Annotated in this window: 16 protein-coding genes; 7 read left to right on the top strand and 9 right to left on the bottom strand. The window is 67.0% G+C overall.

The annotated features are described in order from the left end of the window. Nucleotides 1–22 precede the first annotated feature (22 nt). The 8 genes from C3Y92_RS13245 to nudC form a co-directional block, all read right to left on the bottom strand. Nucleotides 23–715: an HD-GYP domain-containing protein gene (locus tag C3Y92_RS13245; protein WP_207213997.1), complete on the bottom strand. Its 693-nt coding sequence runs from the start codon at nt 713–715 to the stop codon at nt 23–25. 18 nt (nt 716–733) lie between these two features. Next, nucleotides 734–1,174: an HMA2 domain-containing protein gene (locus C3Y92_RS13240; protein ID WP_129353262.1), complete on the bottom strand. Its 441-nt coding sequence runs from the start codon at nt 1,172–1,174 to the stop codon at nt 734–736. Continuing rightward, entirely contained in the window at nt 1,155–3,371 is a 2,217-nt protein-coding gene (locus C3Y92_RS13235; RefSeq protein WP_129353260.1) for a heavy metal translocating P-type ATPase, read from the bottom strand. Before C3Y92_RS13235 ends, C3Y92_RS13240 begins: the two co-directional genes overlap by 20 nt. 30 nt (nt 3,372–3,401) lie before the next feature. Next, on the bottom strand, nt 3,402–3,662 hold the full coding sequence (locus C3Y92_RS13230; protein WP_015861488.1) for a hypothetical protein: 261 nt from the start codon (nt 3,660–3,662) through the stop codon (nt 3,402–3,404). 229 nt (nt 3,663–3,891) lie between these two features. Further along, complete coding sequence (gene cydB, locus C3Y92_RS13225) at nt 3,892–4,920, bottom strand: cytochrome d ubiquinol oxidase subunit II (RefSeq protein ID WP_129353258.1); 1,029 nt, start codon at nt 4,918–4,920, stop codon at nt 3,892–3,894. A 77-nt stretch (nt 4,921–4,997) separates the two neighbouring features. Beyond that, a complete protein-coding gene (locus C3Y92_RS13220) occupies nt 4,998–6,299 on the bottom strand; it encodes a cytochrome ubiquinol oxidase subunit I (protein ID WP_129353256.1) in 1,302 nt (433 codons plus the stop codon). A gap of 135 nt (nt 6,300–6,434) precedes the next feature. Next, nucleotides 6,435–6,890 carry an RrF2 family transcriptional regulator gene (locus C3Y92_RS13215; RefSeq protein WP_129353254.1) on the bottom strand — a complete coding sequence of 152 codons (456 nt, stop codon included), beginning with the start codon at nt 6,888–6,890 and terminating at the stop codon, nt 6,435–6,437. A gap of 95 nt (nt 6,891–6,985) precedes the next feature. Beyond that, complete coding sequence (nudC, locus tag C3Y92_RS13210) at nt 6,986–7,918, bottom strand: NAD(+) diphosphatase (protein WP_235669486.1); 933 nt, start codon at nt 7,916–7,918, stop codon at nt 6,986–6,988. Between the two features lie 146 nt (nt 7,919–8,064). Between nudC and C3Y92_RS13205 the strand changes: the two genes are divergently transcribed. Further along, nucleotides 8,065–9,423, top strand: a complete 1,359-nt coding sequence (locus C3Y92_RS13205; RefSeq protein WP_129353252.1) for a glycerate kinase type-2 family protein — start codon at nt 8,065–8,067, stop codon at nt 9,421–9,423. Between the two features lie 94 nt (nt 9,424–9,517). Further along, complete coding sequence (locus tag C3Y92_RS13200; protein ID WP_235669485.1) at nt 9,518–11,044, top strand: sugar transferase; 1,527 nt, start codon at nt 9,518–9,520, stop codon at nt 11,042–11,044. Nucleotides 11,045–11,138: 94 nt separating this feature from the next. Here C3Y92_RS13200 and C3Y92_RS13195 read toward each other — a convergent pair whose 3' ends face one another. Continuing rightward, complete coding sequence (locus tag C3Y92_RS13195) at nt 11,139–11,666, bottom strand: 3D domain-containing protein (RefSeq protein ID WP_129353250.1); 528 nt, start codon at nt 11,664–11,666, stop codon at nt 11,139–11,141. Between the two features lie 89 nt (nt 11,667–11,755). Here C3Y92_RS13195 and C3Y92_RS13190 point away from each other — a divergent pair, with 89 nt between their 5' ends. The 5 genes from C3Y92_RS13190 to C3Y92_RS13170 all read left to right on the top strand — a co-directional run bounded on the left by C3Y92_RS13190 (nt 11,756) and on the right by C3Y92_RS13170 (nt 17,955). Continuing rightward, nucleotides 11,756–13,132, top strand: a complete 1,377-nt coding sequence (locus tag C3Y92_RS13190; protein WP_129353248.1) for a M23 family metallopeptidase — start codon at nt 11,756–11,758, stop codon at nt 13,130–13,132. A 211-nt stretch (nt 13,133–13,343) separates the two neighbouring features. Further along, nucleotides 13,344–13,772 (top strand): hypothetical protein, encoded by a 429-nt coding sequence (locus C3Y92_RS13185; protein ID WP_129353246.1) that lies wholly within the window; start codon nt 13,344–13,346, stop codon nt 13,770–13,772. 58 nt (nt 13,773–13,830) lie between these two features. Then, complete coding sequence (gene icd, locus C3Y92_RS13180) at nt 13,831–14,982, top strand: NADP-dependent isocitrate dehydrogenase (RefSeq protein ID WP_129353244.1); 1,152 nt, start codon at nt 13,831–13,833, stop codon at nt 14,980–14,982. Between the two features lie 241 nt (nt 14,983–15,223). Beyond that, nucleotides 15,224–17,212 (top strand): hydantoinase/oxoprolinase family protein, encoded by a 1,989-nt coding sequence (locus tag C3Y92_RS13175; protein WP_129353242.1) that lies wholly within the window; start codon nt 15,224–15,226, stop codon nt 17,210–17,212. Next, a complete protein-coding gene (locus tag C3Y92_RS13170) occupies nt 17,212–17,955 on the top strand; it encodes a glycosyltransferase family protein (RefSeq protein WP_207214046.1) in 744 nt (247 codons plus the stop codon). The genes C3Y92_RS13175 and C3Y92_RS13170 overlap by 1 nt, the downstream gene beginning before the upstream one ends. Nucleotides 17,956–17,964: the final 9 nt, after the last annotated feature.

The raw sequence follows: 17,964 nt of genomic DNA, 5'->3' as shown, positions 1-17,964 counted from the left end.
TCGTTTTGCCTTGGCCGCGTTTTCAGGGCACCAAGACGCCGCCCCGGCAGGAGCCCAGAAGCTGGCGTACGTCGCCGGCCACAGCCAGGAAGGCGTCCACCACATCGGGGTCGAACTGGCTGCCAGCGCAGCGCACAATCTCCCGATGGGCCTCGGCAAAGCCCATGGCCGGGCGGTAGGGCCGGGTCTGGAGCATGGCCGACAGGCTGTCGGCGACGCTTATGATGCGCGCGCCAAGGGGAATCTCCCGGCCTTTGAGGCCGGCGGGATAGCCCGAGCCGTCGAAACGTTCATGGTGGGCGCGCACCATTTCCACGATGCCGGTGCGGGCCAGGCAGTCCAGAGGGTCGAGGATGTCCGCGCCGATGGTCGGATGGGCCTGCATCTGCCGCCATTCGTCGGGGTCCAGGCGGCCGGGCTTGCCCAAAACGGCGTCGGGCACGCCGATCTTGCCGATGTCGTGGAGATGGCCGGCCACGTGGACGCAGGCGACGCTCTCCCGGGACAGGCCCATGGCGGCGGCCAGGAATTTCGACACCTCGGCCACCTCCTCGGAGTGGGCCATGGTGTGGGAATCCTTGGCGTCAATGGCCCGGCCCAGGGATTCAGCCAGTTGATGGACCAGGGCGAGCAGGATGTCGCCGCACACCTTGTCGGGCGCGACGACATCCAGCATGCCGCAGGATTCGAGCAGCGGACTTTTAAACATGGTCATACGAAAGCGGTCCGGGGATCAGGCCAGAAACCGCCGCCGGTGCATGTAGAGGTGCCAGGCGGCGAAGCCGGCCAGGGCGAAACCGAAGGTCAGGTGGGCGGCCTTGGTGTCGGCCAGACCCGTGGCCACGGCTCCGGCCATGCAGGTGGCCAGGCCGATCTTCTGGGTGCGGCGCTTGAGCTGGGCCGGGGTCATGTTCTTTTTGGCGGGCTTGGCCGGCGCGGCCTCGGCCAACGCTTCGGCATGGGTGGCGGCCAGGGCCTCGGCCATGGCCACGAGGTCGCTGGTGGCCACGGACGCGTCATGGCTGACAAGCACACTGCCGGTGCGGGGATTGGCCTCTATCTCGGTGATACCGGGCATGGCGGCGAGTTGGCTGGTGACGATTTCCAGGAGTTCGGGGTCGGACAGGGCCGGATGCCGGAACCGGATGCGGCCTTCAATGCAGCTGGCTATCATGGCTGACGCCTCCGCTTGGCAGGTGTTTGGGGAGATAGGGCCGCAGGCTGGCCAGGGCAATGCCCACGGTGGCCAGATTGTGGGCCAGGGCCGAGACGCCCGGGGTGACGCGGCCGAAAAGCCCCAGGCCCAGGATCACGGAATTGATGAGGCAGATGGCCCGGAAGTTGGCATGCAGCCGGCCCATGAGGCCGGTGGCGATGTCGCGCAGGGCCACCACGCTTTGCAGGCTGCCTTCGGCCAGCAGGATGTCGGCGGCGGCCTGGGCAATATCCGCGCCGTGGCGCGGGGCGATGCCAACATTGGCGGCAGACAGGGCCGGCGAATCGTTGATGCCGTCGCCGACCATGGCCACCACGTGGCCGGCCTCGCGCAGTTCCCGCACGATGCGTGTCTTGTCTTCGGGCAGCACCTGGGCGTGGTAGTCGGTGATGCCCAGTTCCTTGGCCGCGATGGCGGCCGGGGCGGCGGCGTCGCCGGTGAGCATGACCAGACGCGTAACCCCCCGGTCGGTCAGTTCGCGCAGCACGCGCGGGGCTTCGGGGACAAGCGGGTCCTCGATGGCCAGCACGCCGGCCACTTCGTCGCCGATGGCCAGATAGAGGGTGGACAGGCCGGCCAGGCCCCGGGCGTCGATGGCCGCGTCGGCGTCGGCGATGTCGATGCCCTCGTCCTCGCCGATGAAGTGGCGGCTGCCCAGGCGCACCCGGTCCGTGCCGACCATGGAGGACAGGCCGTGGGCCAGGATGTAATCCACCTCAGCGTGGAACTCCTGGTGGACGATGCCTTCCTTCTCGGCCTGGCGCACCACGGCCCGGGCCACCGGGTGGGGGAAGTGTTCCTCCAGGCAGGCGGCGAGCTTTAAGACGTCGTGGCGGGTGTAGCCGTTTAAGGGTTCCACGGCGGCCACCCGGGGGCGGGCCTGGGTCAGCGTGCCGGTCTTGTCGAAGACAAAGGCGTCGGCCGAGGACACGCCCTCCAGGAACTTGCCGCCCTTGACCAGCACGCCGCCGGAAGCGGCCTCGCGCATGGCGGCCAGCACGGCCAGGGGGGCCGAGAGCTTTATCGCGCAGGAGAAGTCCACCAGCAGCACGGCCGAGGCCAGGCGCGGGTTACGGGTGACGGCGAAGACCACGGCCGCGCCGAGCAGGGTCCAGGGCACCACGGCGTCGGCGAAGCGTTCGGCCAGATCCTGGGCCTTGGCCTTGTAGTTCTCCGACTCCTCGATGACTTCCACCATTTTTTGGATGCGGGTCTCGCCGCCGGATTTTTCCACCCGAACAACGATCTCGCCTTCCTCGACCACGGTGCCGGCAAAGACCGTATGGCCCACGCGCTTGTGGGCGGGCAGGGGTTCGCCGGTCATGGAGGCCTGGTTCACCATGGCCTCGCCCTCGGCCACCACGCCGTCCACCGGGATGGCGTTGCCCATGGTGACGATGGCCAGGTCGCCGGGCACGACTTCCGAGGCGGGGATGCGCACCGGGCCGTCCTCGCGGCGCACCCAGACGGCGTCGAAGGAGGCGGCCAGGGTTTCGGCCAGGCTCTCGCGGGAGCGCTTGCGGGTGTAGCTTTCCAGCACCTCGCCAAGGCCCAGCAGCAGGGCGATGCCGGTGGCGGCCCGGTAGTCCTTGCGGGCAATGGACACGCCAATCGCCAGGGCGTCGAGGACCTCGACGTTGAGCTTGCCGCGCACAAGCGCCCCCAGGCCGCGCTTAATAAACGGCCAGACGCGCTTGATAAGAAACAGCGGCCGAAACGCCGGCGGCAACGCGGCGCGCAGCAGGAACATCCCGGCCTCGCGGGCCATGGCCTGCAAGGGCGAGGGGGGATTGTCCCCGGCCTCGGCCGGGAGGTTGACGGCCTTGGCGAGTTTGTCGCCGGCCTTGGCCAGGGCGACCTTGCCGAGCCGTACGACCCGGACCGCCTTGCCCCGGCGTCGGGGCGCGGGGGTGAGCATGGCCGATTTGGCCGAGTCGCCGTTTTTGGTCATGGCCAAAAGGGCCAGCCGCACCGGGGCTCCGCTGTAAAGAACCAGCAGGCCGAGGGTCCGAGGCGAGGGGATCACCTCGGCCACGCCGGACAAGGATACGGCGGCGGCGGCCAGGGCCGGAGCCTGCGCCGAAAAGGCTTCGGCGCAGGCGAACCGCAGCCGCATCCGACCCGGTATATCGTGGACAATGGCGCAGTGCGTCATGCGTTGAAACTCCACCCGGCAAGGGGGTCTTTAGGCCGTTTCGCCTTCGGCCACGGATTTGCCCTCCCGGGATTCCTTGGCGTGTTTGGCTTCGGCCATGAGGTCGTCGAGGTTTTCCTTGGCCCGCTCCAGAACCGTGGCGGTCTTTTCCTTGAGGTCCATGCCGTGGGACAGCAGGTCGGCCATGGCCGGACGGATCGAGAATTTGCCTTTGCCAAGGGCCACCGCGCCAAGGGCGCCGATGGCGACTCCAGCGGCCAGGAACAGTCCGTTTTTCAGATAATCGTTCATGGGTGCGTCTCCTTCCTTAAGTGGGTTGCGTTGTGGACGGCATCTCCGTTCCTATCCCGCAATGTGACAATTCGGTAACAATCGCAAGCCGAAAAGTAGTGGTACTGATGTTGATTCTCGTTGTCAATGAATAAATGCTGTGTTTCCGCTGTTTCACCGATTTCGCCAGGGCGAAAAAAAATGCCGGCGAAGCGCGCTTCGCCGGCATTTGATATTGAAAATGAGTATCTTAGTAAGCTTCTTCGTAGTCCAGGTCGGCCTTGGTCACGGGGTGGCTGAAGGTGCGCATGGTCCAGATCTGGTAGGCGATGACGATGGGCACGAAGACCAGGGCCACGCCGAGCATGATGGCCAGCGTCATGGGCGAGGACGAGGAGTTCTGGATGGTCAGGGAGTAGGCCGGATTGAGGCTTGAGGGCAGCAGGGCCGGGAAGATGCCGACCACGCCAAAAAGGGCGGCCGAGCCGATGAGCACGGCCGAAGCGCCCCAGGAAGCCAGGATGCGGCCGGCCTTGCGGTAGGTCATGGTCAGGACCAGCCCGGCCACGGCCCCCAGCAGGATGATAAACAGCAGCGGATTGACCAGGTAGTTGGCAAAAAGCTGGGTCATGAAAAGGCTCATGACCAGGAACAGCACCACCAGCCCGGCCACCACCGGCCAGAGCTTGCCGGCCAGGGCCACGGCCCGGTCATGGATGTCGCCTTCGGATTTAAACGCCAGCCACAGCGCCCCGTGGTGGGCGAAAAGGGCCACAAAAAGGAGGCCGCCGGCCAGACCGTAGGGGTTAAGAAGTGTGAGGAGGTTGCCGTGCAGGATGCCGTCCTGGTCGATGGGGATGCCCTTGAAGATGTTGGCAAAGGCCACGCCAAGGAGCAAGGCCGGCAGGAAGCTGCCCAGGAAGTTGCAGGTGTCCCAGAGTTTGCGCCAGCCCGGGCTGTCCACCTTGGAGCGGAATTCAAAGGACACGCCGCGAAGGATCAGCGCGAACAGCAGGAGCATCAGCGGCGTGTAGAGCGCCGAGAACATGACGGCGTAGGTCTTGGGGAAAGCGGCGAAGGTCACGCCGCCGGCGGTGATGAGCCACACTTCGTTGCCGTCCCAGAAAGGACCCATGGCGTTATACATGATGCGTTTTTCTTCGTTGGACTTGGCGAAAAACGGCATGATGCTGCCGATGCCGAGATCGAATCCGTCCAGGATGAAATAGACGGCCCAAAGCACGCCCCACAGTATAAACCAAATGGTTCCGAGATCCATGGTCTGTCTCCTTCGATTAGCAACCGGCCGGGCCGGGTTGAGTCAGTCGCATTGCCATGACGCGGTGGTGTCCGGGCCTAGTGCGGATCGGAGCGGGCGTACTTGGCCAGCAGATAGATATCCAGCGACGCCAGCAGGATGTAGACCACGAAGAAGGCGGCCAGGCTGATGCCGACCTGATGGGCGGCGATGGGGGAGACGGCGTCCTTGGTGCGCATGATGCCGTAGACGATCCAGGGCTGGCGGCCGACCTCGGCCACGGCCCAGCCGGCCTGGAGCGCGATGTAGGGCAGGGGAATGGCCCACAGGAAGGCCTTCAAGAGTTTGTGGGAGGCCTCCTCGGGATGGTGGCGGGCGATAAAGGCCAGCACGGCCAGGATCAGCATGGCCGTTCCCAGGCCGACCATGATGCGGAAGGCGGAGAAGGTGAGCGTGACGGGCGGGCGGTCCTCGGCCGGGAAGTCCTTGAGGCCTTTCACTTCGGCGGCGGGATCGTTGAAGGCCATGAGGCTCAGTAAGCTCGGGATGCCGCCGATCTCGATGCTGTTTTTCTCATTATCCGGATCGGGCACGGCAAAGAGGTACATAGGAGCGTTTTTCTGGGTCTCCCAGTGGGATTCCATGGCCGCCAGCTTGGCCGGCTGGACTTCGGCCACGATGTTGCCCTGGCGGTGGCCCACGGCGGCCACGAGCAGGGTGGAAACCAGGGTGAAGCCGGCGGCGATGCGGAAGGACTTGGTGAAGAAGTCGACGTGCTGCTTGCGCAGCAGATGCCAGGCCGACACGCCGATCACGAAAAAGCCGGCCAGGGCCCAGGAGCCGGTGACGGTGTGGAGAAAGGCGTTCCAGCCGTAGGGGTTGGTGATGACCTCAAGAAAGCTCGACAGTTCGGCCCGGCCGTTGCGGATGACGTAGCCCACCGGGTGCTGCATGAAGCCGTTGGCCAGGATGATCCACAGGGCCGAAAAGTTGGCGGCGAAGGCCACCAGCCAGATGGACGTGCAGTGGAGCTTGGGCGAAAGCCGGTTCCAGCCGAAGATCCACACGCCAAGGAAGGTGGATTCCAGGAAAAAGGCCGCCGTGGCTTCGATGGCTAAAAGCGACCCGAAAATATCGCCGACAAAGGTCGAATAGCGCGACCAGTTGGTGCCGAACTGGAACTCCAGGGTGATGCCGGTGACCACGCCCAGGGCGAAGTTGATCAGAAATAGTTTGCCCCAGAACTTGGCCATGCGTTTGTAGGTTTCGTCCCCGGTGCGCACGAACTTGGTTTCCATCACGGCCACGAGGATGGAAAGCCCCAGGGTGAGCGGGACGAAGATGAAGTGGATAAATGTCGCAAAGGCGAACTGCAGTCGGGAAAGCATCAAGGTGTCCATGATCTGTCTCCTTTTCCTCCGTGTTGACCGTCAAACCTGTTTCGCATTTTCCCGGCCGCAAGGCGCGGCAAGCCGGCGGTCGATTCCCACCTAGCACCGCCCCGGGAAAAATGCACCAACCCCCGTCAAAAAAACTCAACCATTCGAAGCGCGCGGCCCCTCGCACGTCTGCCCCCGGCAGGCGCACTTTTCCAAGGCCGCCAACTCGGCCAAGGTGGTGCTGCCCAGGGTGTCGCGCAATTGCCGCCGCGCCGTATCCCACACGTTATGCACGGAACAGATGGCCTGCCTGTCGCAGCTGCCGGGCCGCTGGATGCAGTCGTTTAAAAAGATCTCGCCGTCTATGGCCTCGATGACGGCCAGCAAGGTGATGTCCTGGGCCCGGCGGGCCAGTTCGTAGCCGCCCTGGGAGCCCTGGCGGATGCTGATGACCCCGGCCTTGGCCAATTGCTGGGCGACCTTGCCCAGGAACTGGGCTGGAATGTCCATGGCCTCGGCGACTTCCTTGCGCCCAATGAGCGTCCGGTCCTGGTGCATGGCCAGGTACAGGACGCAGCGGATGGCGTACTCGCCAGCTCGGGTCAAACGCATGAAGCGCCTCTCTTGTGGATTAATCGGAGCTGATTGATCCTATATAAAGGCCCGCCCAGCCTGTCAACGAATAACCCGCCGATCTGGAGGACTTTTTAGGCGCCGCCGGCGGCGCGGACCAGTTGCGGGGCGTGGCGGTCGAGCATCCAGCGGGCGATGCTGGCCCTGGGCGGCAGCACGGCCGGCGGGCGACGGGCGGAAAACCAGCCCGCGTCCTCAAGCTCGGTGCGGTCGACCACGAGTTCTCCGCCGACGCAGTCCGCCGCAAACGCGGCCATGAGCTGGCTGGGGAAGGGCCAGTTCTGGCTGCCGAGGTAACGGATGCCGGCCACGACCAGCCCCGTTTCCTCGGCCACTTCCCGGGCCACGCATTCTTCCAAAGATTCGGAAAATTCCACGAAACCGGCCACCAGCCCGTACTGGCCGGCCGGCCAGCCGGCCTTGCGCACCAGCAGATAGTCGTCGCCGCGCGACACGAGCACGATGACGGCCGGATGGATGCGCGGATAGTATTCCCGGGCGCAGGCCGTGCAGCGCGCTCCGAATCCGCCGGGGATGCCGGCCGGCGCGCCGCCGCAGGCCGGGCAGATGCGGCTGCGGTCGCGCCAGTGGAGCACCTGCCGGGCCAGACCGGCCAGGGTGAGCAGCCGTTCGTCGAGCAGCGGCGAGCGGTAGGAGGCGGTGATGGGGGTGAACCCTGCCGGCAGGGCGGCCTCGGGTTCCAGCCGGGCGGCTCGCAAGGGGCGGCCGTTCCAAAAGCCGACCAGCACCGGCGGCACGGCAAAGGGGCCGGGGACCGGCAGCAGTCCGTCCGGCATGGCCAGGCCGCGCTCGGTCAGCACCAGGGCGTTTTCACGAAGGACAATCCAGCAGCCTGGTTCGCCCGGCCGGTCCTGATCGGGCGAACCCGGGGCGAATTCGGGACCCAGGGCGGCCCGGGAGAAGGGGAGCAGGTTCAGGTCGGGCGTGGGCATGGGCGTCTCGCGGGTTTGGCCGGCGGCAGTCCTGGCGTCGACGTTGCCGGACACGATACGCCGGTTTGGGCCGTTTGGCTATCCCTGGCAGGCTTTTGCCGCCCGGACATGCCTCAAGGCCGCCATGGCTTGACGCGGCCCGGCCGCCCCTGGCACTCCCGGGCATGACCCTGCGCCTTGGCGGCGCGAAGGAGCCCCTCATGCGAAATCCCCTTGCCGACGCCGAAGCCATCTTCCGGGCCGGACTCGACCGGGTCGATCCCCTGGCCATGATGCAGCGTGTGCTGACGCTCACCGGCGACACCCTGCGCGTGACCACCGAAACCGAGTGCCACGTCTACGACCTGGCCCGCTACCGGCGCATCTTCGTCCTGGGCATGGGCAAGGCCTCGGGGCGCATGGCCCTTGGGCTGGAGCGCCTGCTCGGCGAGCGGATCACGGCCGGGGTGGTGGCCGTCAAGGAAGGCTATCTGGAAACGCTTTCGCGCATCCGGCTCCTGGAGGCGGCCCATCCCGTGCCCGACGCCCGGGGCGAGGCGGCGGCCCGGGAAGTCCTGACCATGGCCCGGCAGGCCGGCCCGGACGATCTGGTCATCGTTTTGGTCTCGGGCGGCGGTTCGGCCATTCTCGCCGCCCCCCTGGACCTGCCCGGCCTGCCCCTGACCCTGGCCGACAAGCAGGCCGCCACCCGGGCGCTTTTAGCCTGCGGCGCGTCCATCCACGAAATCAACTGCGTGCGCAAGAAGCTCTCGGCCGTCAAGGGCGGCCGGCTGGCCGCGGCCATCGCCCCGGCCGACTGCCTGGGGCTGCTTTTATCCGACGTGGTCGGCGACGACCTCGACGTCATCGCCAGCGGCCCCACCGTGCCGGACTCCACCTGCGGGGCCGACGCCCTGGCCGTGGTCGAACGCTATGGCGTGGGGGAGAGGATCGGGCAAAACGTCCTGGCCGTGCTTGCCGCCGTGGCCGCCGGACGCGCCCCGGAAACGCCCAAGGCCGGGGATCCGGTCTTCAAGCACGTGCGCACGGTGCTTATCGGCACCAACTGCCAGGCCTTGCTGGCCGCCCGGGACAAGGCCGCCGCCCTGGGCTACGCCACCTTGGTCCTGACCTCGCATCTGGCCGGCGAATCGCGCGAGATGGCCAACCTGTTTCTCGGCGTGGCCAAGGACATCGCCGAATACGCCATGCCGCTGCCCCGGCCGGCTTGCTGCATCGCCGGCGGCGAGACCACCGTGACCCTGCGCGGCCCGGGCAAGGGCGGGCGCAACCAGGAAATGGCCCTGGCCTTTCTGGCCGGGCTGGCCGGGGAACCCCGCAACGCCGAGGAGGCCGTGTTCCTGGCCGCCTCCACCGACGGTTCCGACGGGCCCACCGACGCCACCGGGGCGTTTGCCAGCCTGGCCATCCTGCGCGAAGGCCAGGGGCTGGGCCTTGATCCCCGGGCGTTTCTGGCGGCCAACGACGCCTACCATTATTTCGAGGCCGTGGGCCGGCTGCTCAAGACCGGCCCCACCAACACCAACGTCTGCGACGTCAAGGTGCTGCTGGTGCCCTAGGGAGGCGTCCTCGAAACGCGCCTTTGGCCGTTGTCGCGGTTAAGACGTGAAAATGGCGCGGAGGTTGCATTTCCCTGTGCGGATGGAGTAGCCTTTGTGGCTGCGCGGGGCCGGGCCGTTTGAGGACCGCGCATCACGACTGGCCCGGCCGCCGTGGCCGAGCCGCAACCGCTGGGGGAACCCCTTGCCCTTCGCCTCAAGACAGGGAGCCATCACCTGGCTTCGCGCCCTTGATCTGGCCCTGGCCGCGCTGTCGCTTGTTGTCGCGGCGGCGGTCTCCACGGCTTTTTCCCCGGAAACGGCCAATGCCGCCCATCTGCACCTGGACCCGGGAAGCCTTGGGCTGCTGCTTGGCGTCCTGGCCGCCACCCTGATCATTTTCCCGTTTTTCGGCGTCTATACCGAAACCGCCCTGTATGACCGCCGCCTGGCCGTCAAGCAGGTGGTCAAGTCCGTCACCGGCGTGGTCATGGCCTTGCTTTTAGGCGCGGCCGCCCTGCGTCCGCCCCTGGCCACGCCCGTCTTCCTGGCCGCCTTTTGGCTGATGGCGGCTTCGGGCTGTGTGGCTTCGCGTCTGGCCCTGCGCCGGCTGCTGTTTATGGGCGAGGCCCAGGGACTCTTGCGCCGTCGGGTGCTGGTGGCGGGAACCGGGGAGCGGGCCCAGGAGATCGCCCGGGAGATGCTGGCCCATCCCGAACAGGGCCGGCGCTTCATGGGCTTTGTGGCCGATGGCTGGGAAATCGCGCCCATGGGTTCGCAGCCTGAAGCGGCCCGTCTGGTCTGTCGGTTCGACGATCTGGCCGACTACCTGCGCGAGCAGGTGGTGGACGAGGTGGTGATCTGCCTGCCGCTGGAGGAATTGAGCCGCCTGGGCACGGGGTTGGTCACGGCCTGCGAGGAGCAGGGGGTCACGGCCACGGTGGTGGCCCGGCTATTTGCCCTGAAAAATCCTGGAAGCCGCCCGGCCAGTCATGGCGGCGAGGTCGTGTCCACCTTGTCGAGCAGCCTGGCCGACGAACGCGAGCGCATCCTCAAGCGGTTCCTGGACGTGTCCGTGTCCCTGGCCGCCCTGGTCGCGCTGTCGCCGCTTCTGGCCGTGGTCTGGGCGCTGGTGCGGCTGACCTCGCCCGGTCCGGCCATTTTCGCCCAGGAGCGGGTGGGCCTGGGGAAGCGGCGGTTCATGTTCTACAAGTTCCGCACGATGGTGGAAAACGCCCCGGACCTGCAGGAGGAGCTTGAGGCCCAAAACGAGATGGACGGGGCGCTGTTCAAGATCAAAAACGACCCGCGCGTCACCCCTCTGGGCCGATTGTTGCGGCGCACGAGCATCGACGAGCTGCCCCAGCTGGTCAACGTCCTTCGCGGCGACATGAGTCTGGTCGGCCCCCGGCCGCTGCCGCTTCGCGACGTGGAGCGCATCGAAAAGACCTGGCCGCGCCGGCGCTTTGGCGTCAAGCCCGGCATCACCTGCCTGTGGCAGATCAGCGGGCGCAACGCCACGAGCTTCGAGCGCATGATGGAGCTGGACATCGAGTACGTGGACACCTGGTCGGTGGCCCTGGACCTCAAGATTTTGCTGCGCACCATTCCGGTGGTGTGCAGCATGCGCGGGGCCTACTGAGGGGGGCGACGGGTACGCAGGCGGGGGCCGGGACGGCGGTCCCGGGAAAGCAGCGTTCCGGTCCGGGAAGCAGTTGGGCCGGGCGGAGCCGGCTTCAGTCGAGGATCACCACTTCGAGGGTTTGCACCCCGAAATCCACGGCCTGGCGCTTGTTGGGCAGGCACAGATCCAGCCGGCCGGCATGACGGGGGTGCATGAGGTCTTCCACCACCCGCACGCCCACGCCTTCGATAAAGACCTTGCGGCCAAGGAGTCGACGCAGGTCGCGGGAGACGGCGACCGTGCGGCCGGCCCGCACCGGCGCGCCCGAGGCCGAAAGCTGCGGCCCGTCGTCGTCGAGGCAGTCCGGGCAGTACGCCGTGGCCGTCAGGCGCAGCCGGCGACGTTCCTCGGGATCGATGGCAAAAAGCCCGGCGGCCATGGCCGCCTCGGACCGGGCCATGGCCGCGTCCTGGGCCATGAGCACGGTTTCGTGGCGCAGCTCGCCCGTGGCCTGGCGCAGCCAGTCGCCGGCCTGGGCAAGCGCCAGGGCCGACACGGCCAAGGCGGCCGTGGCCGCCGCCATGCCCAGGCCGCTCTTGGGCGGCGACGTTTGGGGCGTCGTTTTTTCGTCGTCAGCCATGCAAACTCCGTTTCGCCGCCGGGCGGCTTGCCCGGCCGGCCGGCCTCGCCTATAGTGTCGCCACCGCGGCGACAGGGGATACTTGCACCATGCGCATTTTAAAGCCGTTTAAAAAAAGCGGAAAAACGGGGCCGGCCTTCTGGCTCCTGGCCCTTGGCCTCCTGGCCTCGCCGCTTATCGTCGCCGGGTTCGCCGGCTATCAGCTGTTCCTCAAGGACGCCGAAAAGCCGCAGGTAACGCTCTCGCCCCAGGCCGAGGCCGCCTCGCTCAAGCGCCCCTTCGTGGTCACCGCTTCCGACGACCAGTCCGGCATCCGGTCGCTCACCGTCACCGTGGCCCAGGGCCAGCGCCGGGCCGACGTGCTGCGCCGGGTCTACGATCCGCCCCGCGACCAGGTCAGCGAACGTTTCAGCCTGGAACACTCGGAACTGCGCGGCGGCGCCTTTGAAATCCAGATCGCCGCCCACGACGGCTCCCACGCCAACCTCGGGGCCGGCAACGCCGCCCGGGTCACCAAGCGCATGTTGCTCGATCCCGTGCCTCCCACCATCAAGGCCCTGACTCCGGCGCATTACATGCGCCAGGGCGGAGCCGGGCTGGTCGTCTATGAAGTGAACAAAGACGTGGCGCGTAGCGGCGTGGTGGTGGGTGATCGGTTCTTCCCGGGCTACAAGCAAAAAAGCGGCCAATACGCCTGCCTGTTCGCCTTCCCCAGCGACCTCGACGCCGAGGCCTACAAGCCCAGGCTTTTTGTGGAGGACGCCGCGGGCAACGAAAAAACCGGATTTTTCGTCAATATGGCCATTAAACGGCGGTTTCGCGAGGAGCGGGTGGAGATCACCGACGAGTTCCTGGCCGCCCGCCTGCCGGCCTTCGCCGGACTGTTCCCCCAGGAGCGCGATCCGGTGGAGCGTTTTAAAAAGTTAAACACCGAGTTGCGCCGGCAAAACGCCGCCTTCATCGGGTCGCTGTCGGCCAAGTCCGGTCCCGAGCCTTTGTGGGACGGCGGCTTCATCTACCTGCCCCGGTCGGTGGTGCGCGGCTCCTTCGGGGCTGACCGCATCTATATGTATAAAGGTCAGGAGATCGGGCGGGAGCTCAGCGACGGCATAGGCCTTGCTTCGGTTCCTGGAGCGCAAGTCCCGGCCGCCAACGCCGGGGACGTGGTCTTTGCCGGATCCCTTGGCGTCTACGGCAACACCGTGGTCATGGATCACGGCCTGGCCCTGTTGACGGTCTACGCCAACCTCGGCTCCATTGCCGTCAAAGCTGGCGATGTGCTCAAAAAGGGCGACCCCCTTGGCACGACCGGAACCACGGGCCTGACTCCGGGCGACCAGGTGCATTTCGCGGTCTATCTCGCGGGCCAGCCCGTCATTCCCATCGAGTGGTGGGACGGGCACTGGATCGAGGACAACGTGTCCGCCAAACTGCGGCGCTACGCCGCCGAGACCCCGCAGCCGTAACGGGCGGGATGTCTCCCAACCCGCGCCGGGCCGCAGTTGCCGGCTGGGCGCGGCCGCCGGGAAGCGCCGGGAGCGATCGTCGACCCCGCTTGCCCCCTCGGACCGTTCGCTGCGCCGCCGCAGACGCTTGGCCGCCGACGCGCGGGACTGGTGCAGGGCGCGGGCAAAGCTGACGGGCGCGCCCGCCGTCGACCGGCCGGGGACGTCCTTCATGGATCGAAAACCGCTGATTCCGCTGGCCTTTGTGCTGTTCACCGGACTGCTTTTCGTGTTGCGGGAAGTTGTCCCGTCGCCGCAATATCCGCTTTTGGGCAACCTGCGCCAGGGCGGCCGCGTCGCGCCTAAGGAGACCGGCGGCCCGGACATTCGCGCTGCGGCCGAGGCCCCCATTCCCAAACGCTATGTGGACGCCTGCCGCGCCGAGGCCGCCCGGCGCATGGCCCGGCCCGACTGGCCGGCCCTTGACCGGGACGGGCGCGAGGCGGCGCTGGTCCAGCTTTTGGCCCTGTGCGGGGCCGACGCCGAGTTTTGGACCATGCCCGAACACCGGCAACGGCGGGTGGCCCGGCAGTTCGCGGCCCATTATCTGGACGCCGGGGAACCGGGACAGCCGGCCGCCGGGCGGCCGGTTGACAAATGACCGGCTCCCTTTCTATTTTCCTTTTTTGTTCAAATTTTCCCAAGAGGAGCCCAGGCGCATGGAAAAGACGGTATTTTGGATCGAGGGCGACGGCATCGGCCCGGACGTGTGGAAGGCCGGGCGGCCGGTTCTCGACGCCGCCGTGGACAAGGCTTACGGCGGGGCCCGCAAGCTTGTGTGGAAGGAACTGCTCGCCGGCGAAAAGGCTTTCAAGGAAGTCGGGGAATACCTTCCCCAGGCCACAGTCGAGGCCCTGACCACGGCCGAGCTGGCCTTCAAGGGACCGCTGGGCACGCCGGTCGGCGGCGGTTTCCGCAGCCTCAACGTCACCCTGCGCCAGGTGCTCGACCTTTACGCCTGCATTCGGCCCATCCGCTATTTCCAGGGCATCGAATCGCCGGTCAAGCGCCCGGATCTCGTGGACATGATCATCTTCCGCGAGAACACCGAGGACGTCTACGCCGGCATCGAGTACGCCACCGGCACGCCCGAGGCCAAGCGGCTCATCGCCTTTTTGCGCGACGAACTCGGAGCCAAGGTGGACGAGACCGCCGGCATCGGCATCAAGCCCATCACCCCGGCCGGCTCCAAGCGGCTGGTGCGCAAGGCCATCCAGCACGCCGTGGACCACAAAAAGCCCAGCGTCACCCTGGTCCACAAGGGCAACATCATGAAATACACCGAGGGCGCGTTCCGGGCCTTCGGCTACGAAGTGGCCGCCCAGGAATTCGCCGGACAGTGCATGACCGAGCAGGACGCGGCGGCCGGCGCAACCAAGCCCATCGTGGTCAAAGACCGCATCGCCGACAACATGTTCCAGGTGGCGCTCATGCGGCCCCAGGATTATTCCGTCATCGCCACCACGAACTTAAACGGCGACTACATCTCCGACGCCCTGGCCGCCCAGGTCGGCGGACTGGGCCTGGCCCCGGGCGTCAACATGTCCGAGAAGCTGGCCTTTTTCGAGCCCACCCACGGCACCGCCCCGGGCATCGCCGGCAAGGACAAGGCCAACCCCGGCAGCCTTATCCTCAGCGGCGCCATGTTGCTGGAGCACATCGGCTGGCATGAAGCCGCCAAATTGATCCATGATTCCATGGACAAGACCATCTCCGAAAAAAAGGTCACCGTGGATCTGGCCGACCAGATTCCGGGCGCGACCACCATCGGCTGCGCCGCCTTCGGCGAGCTGTTGGCCAAAAACCTCTAATCCTTCCTTTCGATTCCATGGCAACGCCGTCACGTCGTCGTGACGGCGTTGCCCCTTGAAAAAAATCGGAAATCCGCAATAGTGGTTCCGCCCGGCCCGGGGTGGCCCAGCCGCCCGGGAACGGCGCGCGATTTTTTTTGCCAGCGCGCCTCCCTGGTCCACGCCTCGTGGCGTGGGACGCATTGCATTTTCGTCAACCAGGTAGCTGCCATCCCTTGCAAAAAGGGAAAAAGGGGGCGCGATGGCCGTTGTCGGCGTGGATACCGGCGGCACGTTTACCGATGTCATCTGTTGGACGGACGACGGTTTTGCCGTGGTCAAGCTGCCGTCGAGCCCGGACAACCCGGCCCGGGCCGTGCTTTCGGGCCTGGCCCGGCTGGCTGTCCCGGCCCGGAGCGTCATGCACGGCTCCACCGTGGCCACCAACGCCCTGCTCGAACGCCGGGGCGCGGTCACGGCCTTCGTCACCAACCAGGGCTTTGAGGACATCATCGCCATCGGCCGCCAGAACCGGCCCGAGCTTTACGATCTGGCCAGCCGCAAGGAACCGTGTCTGGTGCCCGAGGCGTTGCGCTTCGGCGCGCCCGGGCGGGTGAGCGCCGAGGGCAAGGTCATCGAGGAGCTTTCCGCCGAGGCCATCCGCGATCTCGTGGCCCGGGTGGCCGCCTCGGGAGCCGAGTCGGCGGCCGTGTGCCTGCTTTTTTCGTTCCTCAAGCCCGAGCACGAGCTGCTTCTCGGCGAGGCCCTGGCCGAGGCCGGGCTGTCGGTGTCGCTGTCCTCGGACATCCTGGCCGAATTTCGCGAATACGAGCGGGCCGCCACCACCGTGGCCAACGCCTACGTGGCCCCGGTCATGGCCGGTTATCTCGGCGATCTGGCCGCCGGCCTGCCCGAAGGGGCGCAGCTTTGCGTCATGCAGTCCAGCGGCGGCCTGATCCGGGCCGAGACCGCCCGGCGCGAACCCGTGCGCACGGTGCTGTCCGGCCCGGCCGGCGGCGTGGTCGCGGGACTCGCCATGGGCAAGGCCGCCGGCTTCGACCGGCTCATCACCTTTGACATGGGCGGCACCTCCACCGACGTTTCGCTACTCGACGGCGCGCTGTCCATGGCCGCCGAGACCGAGCTGGCCGGGCTGCCCATAAAAACGCCCATGCTCGACATCCACACCGTGGGCGCGGGCGGCGGCTCCCTGGCCCGCCTCGACGCCGGCGGGGCCTTGGTCGTCGGTCCCGAGAGCGCCGGAGCCGTGCCCGGCCCGGCCTGCTACGGCAAAGGCGACGGGCTGACCGTCACCGACGCCAACCTGTTCCTGGGCCGGCTGTCCCCGGACCATTTCCTGGGCGGCCAGATGCCGCTTTTCCCGCAGCGCCTGCCGGAACTCTTTACAGCCCTGGGCGCGGCCGGCGGCCTGACCGCCGTCGAGGCGGCCGAGGGGGTCATCGCCGTGGCCGAGGCGGCCATGGAGCGGGCCATCCGGGTCATTTCCGTGGAACGCGGCCACGATCCGGCCGATTTCGCCTTGCTGTCCTACGGCGGGGCCGGCGGGCTGCACGCCGTGGCCCTGGCCAGGCTTTTGGGCGTCAAAACGGTTGTCGTGCCGCGCCATCCGGGGCTTTTTTCGGCCCTGGGGATGCTTTTTGCCGACGTTGTGCGCGATTTTTCCGAGACGGTCATGGCCGCTTCGGACAAAACCGATCTCATCGAAGTGGCCGGGCTTTTCGGCAACCTCGAAACCCGGGCGCGCCAGATCATGGCCGAGGAAGCCCCGGGCGCGCGCATGGTCCTGGAACGCCAGCTCGACATGCGCTACCAGGGCCAGTCCCACGAGCTGCCCATCCGGTTCGTGGCCGACCCGTTTCTGGCTTTCCACAACCGCCACGAAGCGGTCTTCGGTTTCAAGCATCCCAAGGCCGTCATCGAGATCGTGACGCTTCGCATCCGGGCCCGGGTCATCACCGACAAGCCGCAGTTCACCGAGGCCGAGCGGCTGGTGGCGGGCGTGCCGGCCGAGGCGCTTTTGGGCTGGCGGCCGCTCATTTGTCAGGGCGCGGAGCAGGTGGCCATGTGGTACGACCGCGACAAGCTGTTGCCCGGCAGCACCCTGTCCGGCCCGGCCCTGGTGGCCGAGACCTCGGCCACCACCTTCCTGCCGCCCGGGGTGGCGGCCGAGGTGGACGGGTTTGGGAATCTCGTCATCAACGTGGACGGCGGGCGGGCCGCGACGGCGTGATGCTCGTCATCGGCACGCCGTGCTTCGGCGGCATGGTCACGGTGCCCTACATGCTCGCCATGATGGGCGTAAAGGACGTGCTCAACCGGGCCAGGACGCCGTTTCGGCTGCTCACCCCCTGCCACGAGAGCCTCGTCACCCGGGCGCGCAACTCCATCGCCAATGCCGTCTTGCGCGACGAGTCGGCCACGCATCTGCTGTTCATCGACGCCGACATCGCCTTCGAGCCGCTGCTCGTGCCGCATCTGCTTGCTTCGGGCAAGGACGTGGTCTGCGGCGTCTATCCGGTCAAGGGCCTCGCCCTGGACCGGGTCATGGCCCAGCCCGCCGGTACGCCGCCGGCCGCGGCCGAGGCGGCCAGCCTCGATTATGCCGTGAAGTTGAAACCCGGCTGCCAGGTGGACGGGCAGGGCTTTCTGGAAGTGGAGTACGCGGCCACGGGGTTCATGCTGCTGCGGCGCGAAGTGCTGGTAAAGTTGGCGGCGGCCTACCCGGAACTGCACTACGGCTTTGCCTGCACCAACGAACCGGCGGCGGACAATTTCGCCTTTTTCGATACCATGATCGACCCCGAGACGCGCAACTATCTTCCTGAGGATTATGCGTTTTGCAAACGCTGGCGCGACATCGGCGGAAAAGTCCATGTGAGTGTGGCGGGCAAGCTTACGCATGTGGGGAGTAGGGCGTATAGTGGGGATTTTTCGGCCTATCTGGCGCGCCAAGGCGCGCGCCGCAACGGTTGACGGGACGGA

This window comes from Solidesulfovibrio carbinolicus (assembly GCF_004135975.1).
GTDB classification, from domain to species: domain Bacteria; phylum Desulfobacterota; class Desulfovibrionia; order Desulfovibrionales; family Desulfovibrionaceae; genus Solidesulfovibrio; species Solidesulfovibrio carbinolicus.
Note: the sequence above shows the minus strand (reverse complement) of the source record. Positions and strands in the feature narration are given on the sequence as shown.